We start from the raw sequence: 13,795 nt of genomic DNA, 5'->3' as shown, positions 1-13,795 counted from the left end.
CCTATTCTCCTCTTTTCCAGCGAGTACCTTGAGGAGTGTCCTCCAACACAATATTCATGTTCTTTAATTGATCACGAATTTGATCAGATAGGGCAAAGTCACGATTTCTTCTAGCTTCATTGCGTTTTTCAATTAACGCTTCTACCTCTTCGTCAAGCGTGTGCTTTTCTTCTAATGAGAAGCCGAGAACAGACGTAATTTCTTGGAACAAGCCGATAAATGCCTTGATCACTTCCTCCGAAGTATGATCATTTTCCATATAATAATTCGCCTGTTTCGCTAATTCGAATAAAACAGAGATCGCATTTGCCGTATTGAAGTCATCATTCATTTCGGAAATAAATGTTGCACGCTGCTCTTCAATTTTTGCCAGCCATTCAGCATTGTCTTCCGTGATATTTGTGCTGCTCTCTAGACGGTGATGTAAATTCGCATACGATGTTTTGAGTCGGTTAAACGCACTCTTTGTACTTTCTAATAAATCCATTGAGTAATTAATTGGGTGGCGATAGTGAACCGACAACATAAAGAAGCGAAGCACATCAGGATCTTGTTCTTTCACAATGTCATGCACCAGCACAAAGTTGCCAAGTGATTTTGACATTTTTTCATTATCGATATTAATATACCCGTTATGCATCCAATACTTCGCAAAAGGCTTCCCTGTCAAAGCCTCAGATTGGGCAATTTCATTCTCATGGTGAGGGAATGTTAAATCCTGTCCGCCAGCATGAATATCGATCGTATCACCTAAATATTTTTTGACCATTGCCGAGCATTCAATGTGCCAGCCTGGGCGTCCTTCGCCCCACGGGCTATCCCAAGAGATTTCCTGATCCTTTGCAGCCTTCCAAAGAGCAAAGTCCAGTGCATCTCGTTTCTTTTCACCTACTCGAATACGGGCACCTGTCTTCAGTTCATCAATTGATTGGTGAGAAAGCTTTCCATAGCCTTCAAATGAGCGTGTGCTGTAATACACGTCGCCATCTGCTTCATAGGCGTAGCCTTTTTCAATCAATGTGGCAATAAACGCAATGATATCATCCATGTTTTCCGTCACTCGCGGGTGAAGGTCTGCTTTTTTGCAGCCGAGTGCACTGACGTCTTCGAAGTAGGCCTGGATAAACCGGTCAGCAATTGTCGGCACATCTTCTCCGAGTTCGTTGGCTGCTTTGATGAGTTTATCATCCACATCTGTAAAGTTTGATACAAAGTTCACATCGTAACCGCTGTATTCTAAATACTTACGTACAGTGTCATAAACAATAGCAGGTCTAGCATTCCCGATATGAATGTAGTTATAAACGGTTGGTCCGCACACATACATCTTGACCTTTCCTGGCTCAAGCGGGACAAATTCTTCCTTCTTACGTGTCAATGTATTATAAATATTGATTGTCATGATTGTTCTTCCTTTCTGCTCAATGAAGCCAGCTCACCTTTTAGCTTTTCCATTTCTCGTTCCAATTCTTTGAAACGATCGGAAATTGGATCTGGCAAATCTTGATGATTGAGATCACGATTGATTTTCTTTCCATTTTGAACGACGACTCGCCCAGGTATACCGACAACGGTGGAATGGTCGGGTACGTCCTTTAACACGACCGACCCCGCTCCAATCTTGGCTCCTTTTCCAACTGTAATGGAACCAAGCACCTTGGCACCTGTCGCAATGAGGGCATCGTCTAAAATGGTCGGATGCCGCTTTCCCTTTTCTTTCCCTGTTCCCCCTAATGTCACGCCTTGGAAAACAGTGACGTTGTCTCCAATTTCACATGTTTCCCCGATCACGACGCCCATGCCGTGATCAATAAAGAACCGCCTGCCAATGGTTGCCGCCGGATGAATTTCCACCCCTGTGAAAAAACGGCTGACCTGAGAAATGATCCGCGCAATAAAATACAGCTTCCGCTTATAAAATGCGTGCGCAATACGGTGAGCCCAAATCGCATGAAGCCCTGAATAGGTTAGCACTACTTCAATATAGCTTCTAGCAGCAGGATCTTGATCAAACACAGTATCAATATCTTCTTTCAGCATTTTGAAAAACACATGCTCCCCCCGTTCTTCCCCATGAATCTCTCTTAGGACTTGCTCTCTTTTTTGGACAAATAAAAAACGCCTCTGCCAAATGACAGAGACGTTTTGAAAACGCGGTTCCACTCTGTTTAGAAAGCCACTTATCTTGAAGCCTTCTCAACTTAATCCCATAACGGAGGGTACCGCCCTTGCATACTAACGTACGTGTTCCTCAAGGGTCTTGAGGGTGCATTTCCAACATCTGCCCATAAGTCTCTTTCAGCCGGTGGAGACTCTTTCTGTGATGGACGAGTACATTGTACTTCTCCCTCGCAACGATTTCTTTATATTTGTTTAATGCGGTTTAATACCGTTTCTTTACCTAGTAATTCAATACTTTGCGGAAGTTCTGGGCCATGCGTTTGTCCTGTGACAGCCACACGAATCGGCATGAATAGTTTCTTGCCTTTATGCCCTGTTTCTTTTTGTACCGCTTTAATGGCAGCCTTGATTTCATCAGGTGTGAAAGACTTAAGCTGTTCAAGTTGACCTGCAAAAGATGCCATGACTTCTGGTACTTGCTCCTCTGCTAGAACTTCCTTTGCCTCTTGATTATACTCAATTTGCTCCTTAAAGAACAACTCTGTCAACTCAACAATTTCTGCTCCGTAGCTTAATTGTTCGTGATACAGAGAAATAAGCTTGCGTACCCACGTGTTTTCTTCTTCAGTCAGCTGCTCACTTACCTTGCCTGCCTTTTGAAGATGTGGAAGTGTTAGTGCCACAACCTGATCAAGATCAAGAGCTTTCACGTATTGGTTGTTCACCCATTTTAGTTTATGCATATCGAATAGAGCTGGTGACTTAGAAAGTCGGTTCACATCAAAAATGTCGATGAATTGCTCTTTTGTAAACAGTTCTTCTTCGCCTACTGGAGACCATCCAAGTAATGCAATGAAGTTAAACAGGGCTTCAGGTAAATAGCCTAAATTCTTATATTGCTCGATGAATTGAATAATCGATTCATCACGTTTACTTAATTTCTTGCGGTTCTCGTTCACAATCAGCGTCATATGTCCGAATAGCGGAACATCCCAGCCAAATGCATGAAAAATCATGATTTGTTTAGGGGTATTTGAAATATGATCCTCTCCGCGAAGAACGTGAGTCATTTTCATCAAATGATCATCCACGGCAACTGCAAAGTTATAAGTTGGCGTGCCATCTTTCTTCACAATAACAAAGTCACCAATGCCGTCTGTTTCAAATGAAATATCACCTTTGACCATGTCGTCAAATTTGATGATTTCTCCTTTTGGTACTCGGAAGCGGATGCTTGGCTCTCTTCCTTCAGCAATCAGCTTGTCCTCTTCTTCTTTTGATAAATGACTGCATTTACCAGAATATCGAGGCATTTCGCTGCGGGCGATTTGTGCTTCACGCTCTGCCTCTAGCTCTTCTGCCGTACAATAGCACTTATACGCCAAGTCCTTCTCTAGCAGCTCATCATAATATTTTTTATAAATATCATTACGCTCTGATTGTCTGTAAGGACCGTAGCCGCCATCTTTATCAATGCTCTCATCCCAATCAATACCGAGCCATTGCAGGTGACGAAGCTGGCTTTCCTCCCCGCCCTCTACATTACGCTTTTGATCCGTATCCTCGATTCGAATAATAAATTTGCCGCCTTGGCTGCGTGCGAACAAATAGTTGAAAAGAGCCGTTCTAGCATTCCCAATATGTAAATGACCAGTTGGACTCGGTGCATAACGAACACGCACTTCATTTCCCATGAGTTTAACTTCCTTTCATCTGCATCATGTTGTCTGACACCAATTTTTTATAAACGTATTTTATCATCAAAACCCATTCTCATCAAAATGGATTTTACTTTTTCTGAAGAAGCACTGTTGCCTGAGAGGCAATTCCTTCGCCTCTTCCTGTAAATCCAAGTTTCTCTGTCGTTGTTGCTTTGACATTCACCTGTGTGACATCTGCCTCAAGCGCTTCTGCAATTTTCTCACACATTGGTTGAATGTAAGGTGCCATTTTTGGCTTTTGCGCCATGATGGTGCAGTCAATATTCACAAGTGTGTAGCCCTTTTCTTTCACAAGTGCCCACACATGCTGCAATAATTTAAAAGAATCTGCATCCTTAAACTCAGGATCTGTGTCTGGGAAATGTCTGCCGATATCTCCTTCAGCAATCGCACCCAGGCATGCATCTGCCACTGTGTGAAGCAGTACGTCAGCGTCTGAATGACCTAGCAGTCCCTTTTCATAAGGGATGGTGACCCCGCCAATAATCAGAGGTCTCCCCTCTGTTAATTGATGTACATCAAAACCTTGTCCTATTCTCAACATGATCTAGTACCCTCTTTCCGCATCCATAATTGCCTTGGCAACCAATAAATCATCCGGTGTTGTCAGCTTAATATTGGTATAGTCTCCTTGGACAATATACACATTCTCGCCATGTAATTGTTCAACAAGACTGGCGTCGTCTGTTCCAAAGAAGCCTGTCCGCTCCGCATATTCATGCGCCTCTTTTAAAATAGAATGACGAAAAGCTTGTGGGGTCTGGACTGCCCACAAGCTCTGACGTTCAATGGTTTGTTCCACTTTGCCTTCTTGAACGCGTTTGATTGTGTCTTTCACTGGTACCGCTACAACTGCGGAGCCTTTTTCAATCGCTGCTTTAACGAGCAAGTCAATCTGTGTATGCTTAATAAAAGGCCTTGCTCCATCATGAACAAGCACGATGTCCGCATCTTTCACAGCCTTTAATCCTTCGTATACACTTTGCTGACGTTCTTCACCGCCAGTGACAAGTGAAACAGGCGTTTGAAAAGCGTGTACCTTGAGTAGCCTTTCAAAGTCTTGACGCTCCTCTTCATTGATCGCTAGGATCATGCGTTTGCATTGCGCATGAGCGTCAAACACCTTTAGTGTATGAATGATGACCGGCATTCTTTTCAGCTCAATAAAAAGCTTATTGCGGCCGGCCTTCATTCGTTTCCCCTGCCCCGCAGCCGGAATAACTACTTCATAATACATGTTCGTTCTCCCTTTAGAGCGCCTTCTCCAGAAGTTTTGGCTTCGCAAAAATCATTCTTCCAGCAGCAGTCTGCAGCACACTAGTGACGAGCACATCGATGTCTTTTCCAATGTAATTGCGTCCTTCTTCTACCACAATCATTGTACCGTCATCTAAGTAAGCAACACCTTGGTTATGCTCTTTCCCGTCTTTAATGACCTGTACCTTCATTTCTTCCCCAGGCAGTACAACCGGTTTAACGGCATTGGCTAGATCATTGATGTTTAACACTGCTACTTTTTGAAGTTCGCATACTTTATTTAAATTAAAATCATTGGTCACAACAACACCTGAAGTTAATTTCGCCAGCTTCACAAGCTTGCTATCAACCTCTTGAATGTCTTCGAAGTCACCTTCGTAAATTTCAACTTTGATATCCAATTCTTTTTGAATACGATTTAAAATATCTAGACCTCTTCGGCCTCTATTTCTCTTTAATACATCTGAAGAGTCTGCAATATGCTGTAATTCCTCGAGTACAAATTGAGGAATGACCATGACGCCTTCTAAGAATCCAGTTTGACAAATATCTGCGATTCTTCCATCAATGATAACACTTGTGTCTAAAATTTTCAGCTTTTTATCTTCTATTTCAGGTTCATCATCAGCTGCTCCCTTTTTCTTTGTGACCTTTGCAGATCGGGAGAACAGCCCTATCATTTCATCCTTCTTCTTAAATCCTACCTGAAATCCAAGGTATCCTAAAAAGAAAGCCAGGAAAATCGGAATAATGGTACCAAAAATATGATATGGGATATTGTTTAGCGGGATCACGTTTACAATAAGATATGCTAGAATAAGTCCAAATACTAATCCGAAACTTCCAGATATAAGATCAGGAAGAGGCGCCTTCAATAGAGAATCCTCGATCCATTTCACCCAATTTACCACATAACCTGTGCACCATTTACCAATGATGAAGAACACAACGGCCCCTATTAGTGCTGATGAGTAAGCATTTGTTATGAAAGGTATGTCCTTTACATTTAAAAGCAGAAATAACTCTGGAATGATAAAAATCCCTACAACTGCACCCAAAATGATAAAAAACGCCTGAACGATTCTTTTTAACATACCTTCACCTCCTTTATTTTTCATCTGTCAATCCACCTTCATCTGACATTAATATATGTTTAAGTTTCCTATCATGAGCAACAGAAAACAAAACCATCATTAATATACCCATATTCATCCATTTTTAACCGTAATAGAGAAAAATTTCTCTTCTTAAAGCTGACGGTCAATGTAATGTTTTTCTTGTAACCTTTTTAATCCTTTTTTTATCTTTTTCGCTCTTACTTCTCCAATTCCTTCTACTTCATCCAATTCTTGTACATCCGCTTCCATAATTCGATCTAGCACACCGAATGCTTCAACCACATTTTCGACGATTGGCATTGGCAGTCTAGGGATTTTATGGAGCAATCTATATCCTCTTGTGTACACATATTCGTCAATATTTGTAGAAGCTGGATATCCAAGTAACTTGTACAGAATGGAATCATCTAAAAGCTCAAAGCTCGACATATCTTGAAGTTGTTTAAGCAGCACATACGGATCTTTGATCTTTTCTTTCACGTAATCTTTAATAAATAAAGCTGCTTCCTGCTCCATATCTGTAATCAATTCATTGACTTGCAGACGGATCAAGTGTCCCTCTGTTCCGAGCTCTTTGATATACATATTGATTTCATTTTTGATCCTGAGTACCATTTCGTAGCGGTGTAGCACGGATAATACATCACCAAAGGTCACAAGCTCTTCAAATTCTAGGGCGCTTAACGCAGAAATGGCGTGATCTAAAATCGTTTTATATTTCTCAAGTGTTTGAATGGCTTGATTGGCCTTTGTTAAAATAAAGCCAATATCTTTCAGCGTATAACGACGATTCCCTTGGTATAAGGTAATGACGTTCCTCCGTTCAGAAATGGCAATGATTAAGCAGCCTGTCTGCTTTGCTACACGTTCAGCCGTCCGGTGCCTCATGCCTGTTTCCGATGAATGAATGGTTGCATCTGGCATCAGCTGTGTATTCGCATACAAGATTTTTTGACCAGAATCGCTAAGAATAATGGCCCCGTCCATCTTCGCCAATTCATATAAATGTGCTGGGGAGAAGGCTGAATTAATGTGAAATCCTCCATCTACCACACTCTTTACTTTGTCATTATAACCAACAACAATGAGCCCGCCAGTATTGGCTCTCAGGACGTTTTCAATCCCTGCCCGCAGAGGTGTTCCTGGTGCCACAAACTGTACAATATCTAAGAGATCGAGTTCTCTCGCTCCTTTTTTCTCTTTTTCCATTTCTATGATCCCCCTAGTGAAATTCGAAGTGCCTCCGCTACATTTTCTACACCAACTAACTCAATCCCTCTCGGCTTTTTCCATCCGTCTATATTCGCCTGAGGAATAAACATTCGCTTAAATCCTAGTTTTGCAGCTTCCTGCACTCGCTGTTCAATTCTTGATACTCTTCTGACTTCTCCCGTCAGACCGACCTCTCCTATAAAGCAATCCGCTTGATGCGGCGCTGCATCTTTAAAGCTTGATGCAATACTGACGGCAATAGCTAAGTCAATCGCCGGTTCGTCAAGCTTCACACCGCCTGCGACCTTTAAATACGCATCTTGGTTTTGCAGCAGCAGCCCCACGCGTTTTTCTAAAACTGCCATGAGCAGCGATACTCGATTATGATCAAGGCCAGTGGCCATTCTTCGCGGATTCCCAAAGCTTGTCGGGGAAATTAATGCCTGTATCTCGACAAGTACAGGTCTTGTTCCTTCCATTGAGGCAACAACACACGAACCAGATACACCTGCCGACCGCTCTTCTAGAAAGATTTCTGATGGGTTTAATACTTCCGTGAGCCCTTCCTCTCTCATTTCAAAAATTCCCAATTCATTCGTTGAACCAAATCGGTTTTTGACCGCCCGTAAGATACGAAACGTATGATGACGCTCGCCTTCAAAATAAAGAACTGTGTCCACCATATGCTCTAAAAGGCGTGGACCTGCGATCGAGCCTTCTTTGGTCACGTGACCAACGATAAAAATAGGAATACCATTTGTCTTGGCAATCTTCATCAGCTGCGCTGTACATTCTCTAACTTGAGATACAGAGCCGGGAGCTGACGTGATATCGCTTTGGTAAACGGTTTGAATCGAATCCACCACAACAAAAGCAGGTTTCATCTCCTGTATAGCAGACGTTATATACTCCATATCGGTTTCAGCCAAAACATGTAAAGAGGCGCTTTCAATGCCAAGGCGGTCCGCTCTTAGCTTCGTTTGTTTAATGGACTCCTCACCAGATATGTATAACACATTCTGATTTTTGTCTGAGAGCTGTGCTGATACTTGTAATAATAATGTGGACTTCCCAATCCCAGGATCTCCGCCGATGAGAACAAGAGAACCTTTGACAATTCCACTTCCTAATACTCGGTTAAATTCTTCTAAATTTGTTTTAATTCGGGGTTCTTCGGATGTTTCAATTGCAGATATAGGTGAAGGTTTTTGAATGGTTTGAACAGAATGATTAAAAGCACTTCGACGGTTTGCCGGCTCTTTGCGAACGACCTCTTCTGTCATACTGTTCCACGTGCCGCAGCCTGGACATTTCCCCATCCATTTGGCTGACTCATAACCGCACGATTGGCATATAAATTTTGATTTTGTCTTAGCCATAGATTGAAGAATACAACTCCTTATACTGGTCAGAAAATAAGTAAAGGGAGGCATACACCTTACTGGTATGCCTCACACTTTTTTCTTACTATATTAGTTCGTAGCAGCCGTCGCTTTTACGACAATCTCTCCATCTTCCACATCTAATACGATATGTTGACCTTTTTCAATATTCCCCTTCAGAAGCTCTTCAGAAAGTCGATCTTCTACATGCTTTTGAATCGCTCTTCTTAACGGACGCGCACCGTACTCAAGATCTACTCCTTCGTCGGCAATCTTCGCTTTTGCTGCTTCCGTCAATTCAATTGATAGGTCTTGTTCTTTTAATCGTTTTGTCAATTGATCAGACATGAGAGACACGATCTCTTTTAGATGTTTCTTCTCAAGCGAGTGGAAGACAATGATTTCATCAATACGGTTGATAAACTCAGGTCTAAACGCACGTTTCAACTCGCCCATCACTTTGCCTTTCATATCCTTGTAATTTTGACTTTCATCCTGCACGTTAAAGCCAACATATTTATTGCGCTTCAGCTCACTAGCTCCAACGTTTGATGTCATAATCAAAATCGTATTTCTAAAGTCAACGGTACGCCCTTTAGAATCAGTCAGACGACCATCTTCTAACACTTGCAGTAAGATATTAAATACATCTGGATGCGCCTTTTCAATCTCGTCTAAAAGAACGACAGAATAAGGTTTTCTTCTCACTTTTTCAGTCAGCTGTCCACCTTCATCATAGCCCACATAGCCTGGAGGTGACCCAACAAGTCTGGATGTAGAGTGCTTCTCCATGTATTCAGACATATCAATACGGATCATTGCTTCTTCATCACCGAAAATAGACTCAGCAAGTGCTCTTGCAAGCTCCGTTTTACCAACCCCTGTTGGACCTAAGAAGATAAAGGAGCCGATTGGGCGCTTCGGATCTTTCAGGCCAGCACGCGCACGTCTCACCGCTTTTGCTACAGCGACAACCGCTTCATCCTGTCCGATCACGCGAGAGTGGAGCAATTGTTCCATATTCAGAAGCTTATCTGTCTCCGTTTGAGCAATTTTCGAAACAGGCACTCCCGTCCAGCTGGAAACGACCATTGCGATATCATCTACAGATACCTCTGAATTCTCTTGTCCCTGCTTTTCTTTCCATGATTTCTTTGTAACTTCTACTTTTTCACGCAAACGCTGTTCTGTATCTCGAAGAGAAGCTGCTTTTTCAAATTCTTGACTTTGAACTGCCGCATCCTTTTCCTTGCGTACTTCATCCAGCTTTTGCTCTAATTCTTTTAGGTTAGGCGGTGTTGTGAACGAACGTAAACGGACTTTCGAACCTGCCTCATCAATTAAATCAATCGCCTTATCTGGAAGGAATCGGTCAGAAATATAACGGTCAGACAGCTTCACCGCCGCCTCAATGGCTTCATCTGTAATAGACACACGGTGATGTGCTTCATACCGGTCTCTAAGCCCTCTTAAGATTTGAATACTTTCATCAACAGACGGCTGATCTACTTGAATTGGCTGGAAACGTCGTTCAAGCGCAGCATCCTTTTCAATATATTTACGGTACTCATCTAACGTTGTCGCCCCAATACATTGAAGCTCTCCACGTGCTAGGGATGGCTTCAAGATATTAGACGCATCAATCGCGCCCTCTGCTCCACCAGCACCAATAAGTGTATGAAGCTCGTCGATAAAGAGAATGATATTTCCTGCCTGGCGAATTTCGTCCATCACTTTTTTCAAACGATCCTCGAATTCACCACGATATTTCGTACCAGCTACAACAGTTCCCATATCCAGGGTCATTACTCGTTTATCACGCAGGATTTCAGGCACTTCATTATGAATAATTTGCTGTGCAAGACCTTCTGCGATGGCTGTTTTACCAACACCAGGCTCACCAATCAGCACAGGGTTATTTTTTGTTCTTCTACTTAGGACCTCAATGACACGTTGAATTTCTTTGCTTCGGCCAATGACAGGGTCCAAGCTGTCCTCTTTTGCGATAGCTGTTAAATCTCTTGCCAGGCTATCAAGTGTTGGTGTATTTGCATTGCTATTAGAGCCAGCTGCAGATGCACCTGTTTCATTGCTTCCAAGCAGCTGCAGGACTTGCTGGCGTGCTTTATTTAAGCTCACTCCGAGGTTATTTAAGACACGGGCAGCGACACCCTCTCCCTCACGAATAAGACCTAATAGAATATGTTCTGTCCCTACATAGGAATGACCTAGCTTTCTTGCTTCATCCATTGAAAGCTCAGTGACCTTCTTCGCTCTAGGCGTATAATGAGGAATAGCTTGAGACACCTCTTGCCCTCTTCCAATCAAGCTTTCGACTTCTTTTTGGATTTTATCTGAAACAAGGCCCAGTGCTTCTAACGCTTTGGCAGCGATGCCCTCACCTTCACGTACAAGGCCAAGTAAAATGTGCTCAGTACCAATATTCTTATGGCCTAGGCGAATGGCTTCTTCTTGTGCAAGTGCTAATACCTTTTGAGCTCTTTCAGTGAATCTTCCAAACATCATATCGTTTCATCCTCCTGTCCATTCCTATGCATTTCTAAGCGCAGCCTTTCTCTAATAATCGCTGCTCGTTTTATATCTCGTTCATTTGGCTCTAAGGCTCCTCCTGAATATTGTTGAAGGAAGCCGGGCTGAGTCAAAATCATGAGTTCATTCAGTATATTACTTGAAAGTCCCTTAATGATACCTAAATCAATTCCAAGCCGCACATCTGACAAACACTTCGCTGTTTCCTTTGATTCAATCATACGACAATTGGCCAAAATTCCTAAGGAACGGTACACTCTGTCCTCAAGTTCAATTTTAGATGTTTGATATAACGCTTTTCGTGCAGATCGCTCTTGTTCAATGAGCTGAGCGGTCACACTATTCAAGTCATCTACAATGTCTTCTTCTGATTGACCAAGTGTCATTTGATTTGAAATTTGAAAGATGTTCCCTATTGCTTCGCTGCCCTCACCATAAATTCCTCTGACCACAAGACCTAATTGATTAATGGCCGGAATAATCCGATTCATTTGTCTTGTGAGCGCTAATGCTGGTAAATGCATCATGACCGAAGCCCTAATACCTGTACCTACATTGGTCGGACAGCTTGTTAAGTATCCTCGCTTTTCAGAAAACGCGTAATCCACTTGCTCATCAATCCAGTCATCTACCTGATTAGCCGCTTTTAGTGCATTGGCTAGCTGAAAACCTGGGAATAAGCACTGGATTCGAATATGGTCTTCTTCATTCAGCATCACACTGATTTCTTCATTTTCAGAAAGCAAACAGCCGCCAAATCTTGATTCAGCTAAATTGGGGCTAATCAAATGCTTTTCAACAAGTACCCTCTTTGCTAAAGGCTGCGTTTCATTCATTCGAATCAGAACAAAGTTTCCAATGTCCTTCACTTCCTGGCTAGCAAACTTTTGCTCGAATTGCTGGAGAACAGCTTCAGCTTCAGCTTGAGAAAACTGAGTTGGGAAACGAACATGCTCTAGATTGCGAGCTAGCCGGATACGACTGCTTAGAACAATGTCACTTTCTGGTCCTTTTTGTTTCATCCACTGACTAAGAGCGTCTTGAATAAAATGCTGGAGCGACATGACGTTAATCTCCCTCCCTCTGCTGAGATTGCTCATGCTCTAATGCACGAATTTGATCTCGAACTTCCGCTGCCTTTTCGAACTCTTCCTGTTCAATCAGCTGCTTCAGCTCTTGCTGCATTAACTCAAGTTTCCGGCGAACATGCAGGCTGCCGGCAATTCGTTTTGGTACTTTTCCATTATGGACTGTATTCCCACTATGGACTTTCCGTAAAACAGGGTTCAGATACTGATCAAATGTACGATAGCATTCTGCACAGCCAAATCGGCCTGTTTTTCTGAACTGCTGAAAGGTTAAGCCACACTTAGGACATTGATCCACTTCTTTCGCTTCTTGAAAAATAGACGAGCCCTTGTTCGCACTTGTGGTGAAGCTAGGATCAATATTCAATAAGCCTGATAATAGGTTGTGAATCGAGAAACCTTGGTTTCCACTCATAGCATATGAATCACTGTTTTCTTTTGCACATTGTTCACATATGTGCATTTCTTGTTTTTCTCCATTTATAACTTTCGTAAAGTGAAAAGTGGCTGGTCTCTCATTACATTCTTGACAAATCAATCTTTTCACCCGCTTTACTTTAATTTCAAAGCATTTAACATCGCTTTCATCATCCGAGCACGCAGTTCATCACGTTCAGGTAAATCAATATGCAATACAGAACGGTCCATGACACTAATCATCATCTTAGCTTCTCTTTCAGATAAAATGTTATTTTCAACAAGACGCATGATGATATGATCAGATGCAGCCTGTGATAAACGATGATATATTTGGGAAATAATATTGTTCAATAAGTCGACTTCATCATTCATTTTGACTTTAATGATGCGGATATAGCCACCGCCGCCACGCTTACTTTCAACGATATAGCCTCTCTCGCTCGTAAAGCGTGTATTGATAACATAGTTTATTTGTGAAGGTACGCATTGAAACTTATCTGCAATTTCATTGCGTTTAATTTCTAATATTTCTCGACCGTTCTGATCCAAGACTTCCTTCAAATACTGCTCGATGATATCAGAAATATTTTGTGCCACTCCTCCTCCTCCTCCATTGACTTTGACTATATTTGACTTTAATCTTACTATAAATTTTTTCGATCAATTTTTCAAGATAATCGCTCAACTAACAATATTATTTCCACATTTATATGGTGTCAAACCTCCCAAAAACACAAAAAAGACCAGTTCCGACTGGAACTGATCCTAATAGAAGCTTGGCGGCGTCCTACTCTCACAGGGGGAAACCCCCAACTACCATCGGCGCTGAAGAGCTTAACTTCCGTGTTCGGTATGGGAACGGGTGTGACCTCTTCGCTATCGCCACCAAACCTGATGGAGAGAATGTTCTCTCAAAACTAGATAAC

12 protein-coding genes, 1 rRNA gene and 1 other annotated feature are annotated in these 13,795 nt (G+C 42.2%); all 13 genes read right to left on the bottom strand.

Annotated elements, in window-relative coordinates:
• Window position 1: 1 nt before the first annotated feature.
• Complete coding sequence (cysS, locus tag AAYR28_RS00590; RefSeq protein WP_034283904.1) at window positions 2–1,402, bottom strand: cysteine--tRNA ligase; 1,401 nt, start codon at window positions 1,400–1,402, stop codon at window positions 2–4.
• Entirely contained in the window at window positions 1,399–2,052 is a 654-nt protein-coding gene (cysE, locus tag AAYR28_RS00585) for a serine O-acetyltransferase (protein ID WP_034283914.1), read from the bottom strand. Before cysE ends, cysS begins: the two co-directional genes overlap by 4 nt.
• A gap of 81 nt (window positions 2,053–2,133) precedes the next feature.
• Window positions 2,134–2,364: a binding site (T-box leader), on the bottom strand.
• Window positions 2,364–3,815, bottom strand: a complete 1,452-nt coding sequence (gene gltX, locus AAYR28_RS00580; protein WP_070326870.1) for a glutamate--tRNA ligase — start codon at window positions 3,813–3,815, stop codon at window positions 2,364–2,366. It overlaps the preceding feature by 1 nt.
• A gap of 94 nt (window positions 3,816–3,909) precedes the next feature.
• Window positions 3,910–4,386: a 2-C-methyl-D-erythritol 2,4-cyclodiphosphate synthase gene (gene ispF / locus AAYR28_RS00575; protein ID WP_003216928.1), complete on the bottom strand. Its 477-nt coding sequence runs from the start codon at window positions 4,384–4,386 to the stop codon at window positions 3,910–3,912.
• Between the two features lie 3 nt (window positions 4,387–4,389).
• Complete coding sequence (gene ispD / locus AAYR28_RS00570; RefSeq protein WP_034283907.1) at window positions 4,390–5,079, bottom strand: 2-C-methyl-D-erythritol 4-phosphate cytidylyltransferase; 690 nt, start codon at window positions 5,077–5,079, stop codon at window positions 4,390–4,392.
• Between the two features lie 13 nt (window positions 5,080–5,092).
• A complete protein-coding gene (locus AAYR28_RS00565; RefSeq protein WP_024425582.1) occupies window positions 5,093–6,193 on the bottom strand; it encodes a PIN/TRAM domain-containing protein in 1,101 nt (366 codons plus the stop codon).
• Window positions 6,194–6,346: 153 nt separating this feature from the next.
• Window positions 6,347–7,426, bottom strand: coding sequence for a DNA integrity scanning diadenylate cyclase DisA (gene disA, locus AAYR28_RS00560; RefSeq protein ID WP_024425581.1), 1,080 nt, complete (start codon window positions 7,424–7,426; stop codon window positions 6,347–6,349).
• 2 nt (window positions 7,427–7,428) lie between these two features.
• Window positions 7,429–8,808: a DNA repair protein RadA gene (gene radA / locus AAYR28_RS00555; RefSeq protein ID WP_025092231.1), complete on the bottom strand. Its 1,380-nt coding sequence runs from the start codon at window positions 8,806–8,808 to the stop codon at window positions 7,429–7,431.
• A 93-nt stretch (window positions 8,809–8,901) separates the two neighbouring features.
• The gene (gene clpC / locus AAYR28_RS00550) at window positions 8,902–11,337 is read right to left on the bottom strand and encodes an ATP-dependent protease ATP-binding subunit ClpC (RefSeq protein ID WP_007496263.1); all 2,436 of its coding nucleotides are present in this window, start codon (window positions 11,335–11,337) and stop codon (window positions 8,902–8,904) included.
• Window positions 11,334–12,425, bottom strand: coding sequence for a protein arginine kinase (locus AAYR28_RS00545; protein WP_120209047.1), 1,092 nt, complete (start codon window positions 12,423–12,425; stop codon window positions 11,334–11,336). The genes clpC and AAYR28_RS00545 overlap by 4 nt, the downstream gene beginning before the upstream one ends.
• Before the next feature lie 4 nt (window positions 12,426–12,429).
• A complete protein-coding gene (locus AAYR28_RS00540; protein WP_024425862.1) occupies window positions 12,430–12,987 on the bottom strand; it encodes a UvrB/UvrC motif-containing protein in 558 nt (185 codons plus the stop codon).
• Between the two features lie 14 nt (window positions 12,988–13,001).
• The gene (locus AAYR28_RS00535; protein ID WP_003217184.1) at window positions 13,002–13,466 is read right to left on the bottom strand and encodes a CtsR family transcriptional regulator; all 465 of its coding nucleotides are present in this window, start codon (window positions 13,464–13,466) and stop codon (window positions 13,002–13,004) included.
• A 177-nt stretch (window positions 13,467–13,643) separates the two neighbouring features.
• Window positions 13,644–13,759, bottom strand: a 5S ribosomal RNA gene (rrf, locus tag AAYR28_RS00530).
• Window positions 13,760–13,795 lie beyond the last annotated feature (36 nt).

Source organism: Bacillus safensis (assembly GCF_039619585.1).
GTDB classification, from domain to species: domain Bacteria; phylum Bacillota; class Bacilli; order Bacillales; family Bacillaceae; genus Bacillus; species Bacillus safensis.
This window is presented reverse-complemented; position numbering and strand designations above follow the sequence as displayed.

Bases quoted from the DNA above. Each gene is read 5' to 3' on its own strand.
- cysS (WP_034283904.1), bottom strand. From the start codon at position 1,402: ATGACAATCAATATTTATAATACATTGACACGTAAGAAGGAAGAATTT.
- gltX (WP_070326870.1), bottom strand. From the start codon at position 3,815: ATGGGAAATGAAGTGCGTGTTCGTTATGCACCGAGTCCAACTGGTCAT.
- ispF (WP_003216928.1), bottom strand. From the start codon at position 4,386: ATGTTGAGAATAGGACAAGGTTTTGATGTACATCAATTAACAGAGGGG.
- ispD (WP_034283907.1), bottom strand. From the start codon at position 5,079: ATGTATTATGAAGTAGTTATTCCGGCTGCGGGGCAGGGGAAACGAATG.
- AAYR28_RS00565 (WP_024425582.1), bottom strand. From the start codon at position 6,193: ATGTTAAAAAGAATCGTTCAGGCGTTTTTTATCATTTTGGGTGCAGTT.
- disA (WP_024425581.1), bottom strand. From the start codon at position 7,426: ATGGAAAAAGAGAAAAAAGGAGCGAGAGAACTCGATCTCTTAGATATT.
- radA (WP_025092231.1), bottom strand. From the start codon at position 8,808: ATGGCTAAGACAAAATCAAAATTTATATGCCAATCGTGCGGTTATGAG.
- clpC (WP_007496263.1), bottom strand. From the start codon at position 11,337: ATGATGTTTGGAAGATTCACTGAAAGAGCTCAAAAGGTATTAGCACTT.
- AAYR28_RS00545 (WP_120209047.1), bottom strand. From the start codon at position 12,425: ATGTCGCTCCAGCATTTTATTCAAGACGCTCTTAGTCAGTGGATGAAA.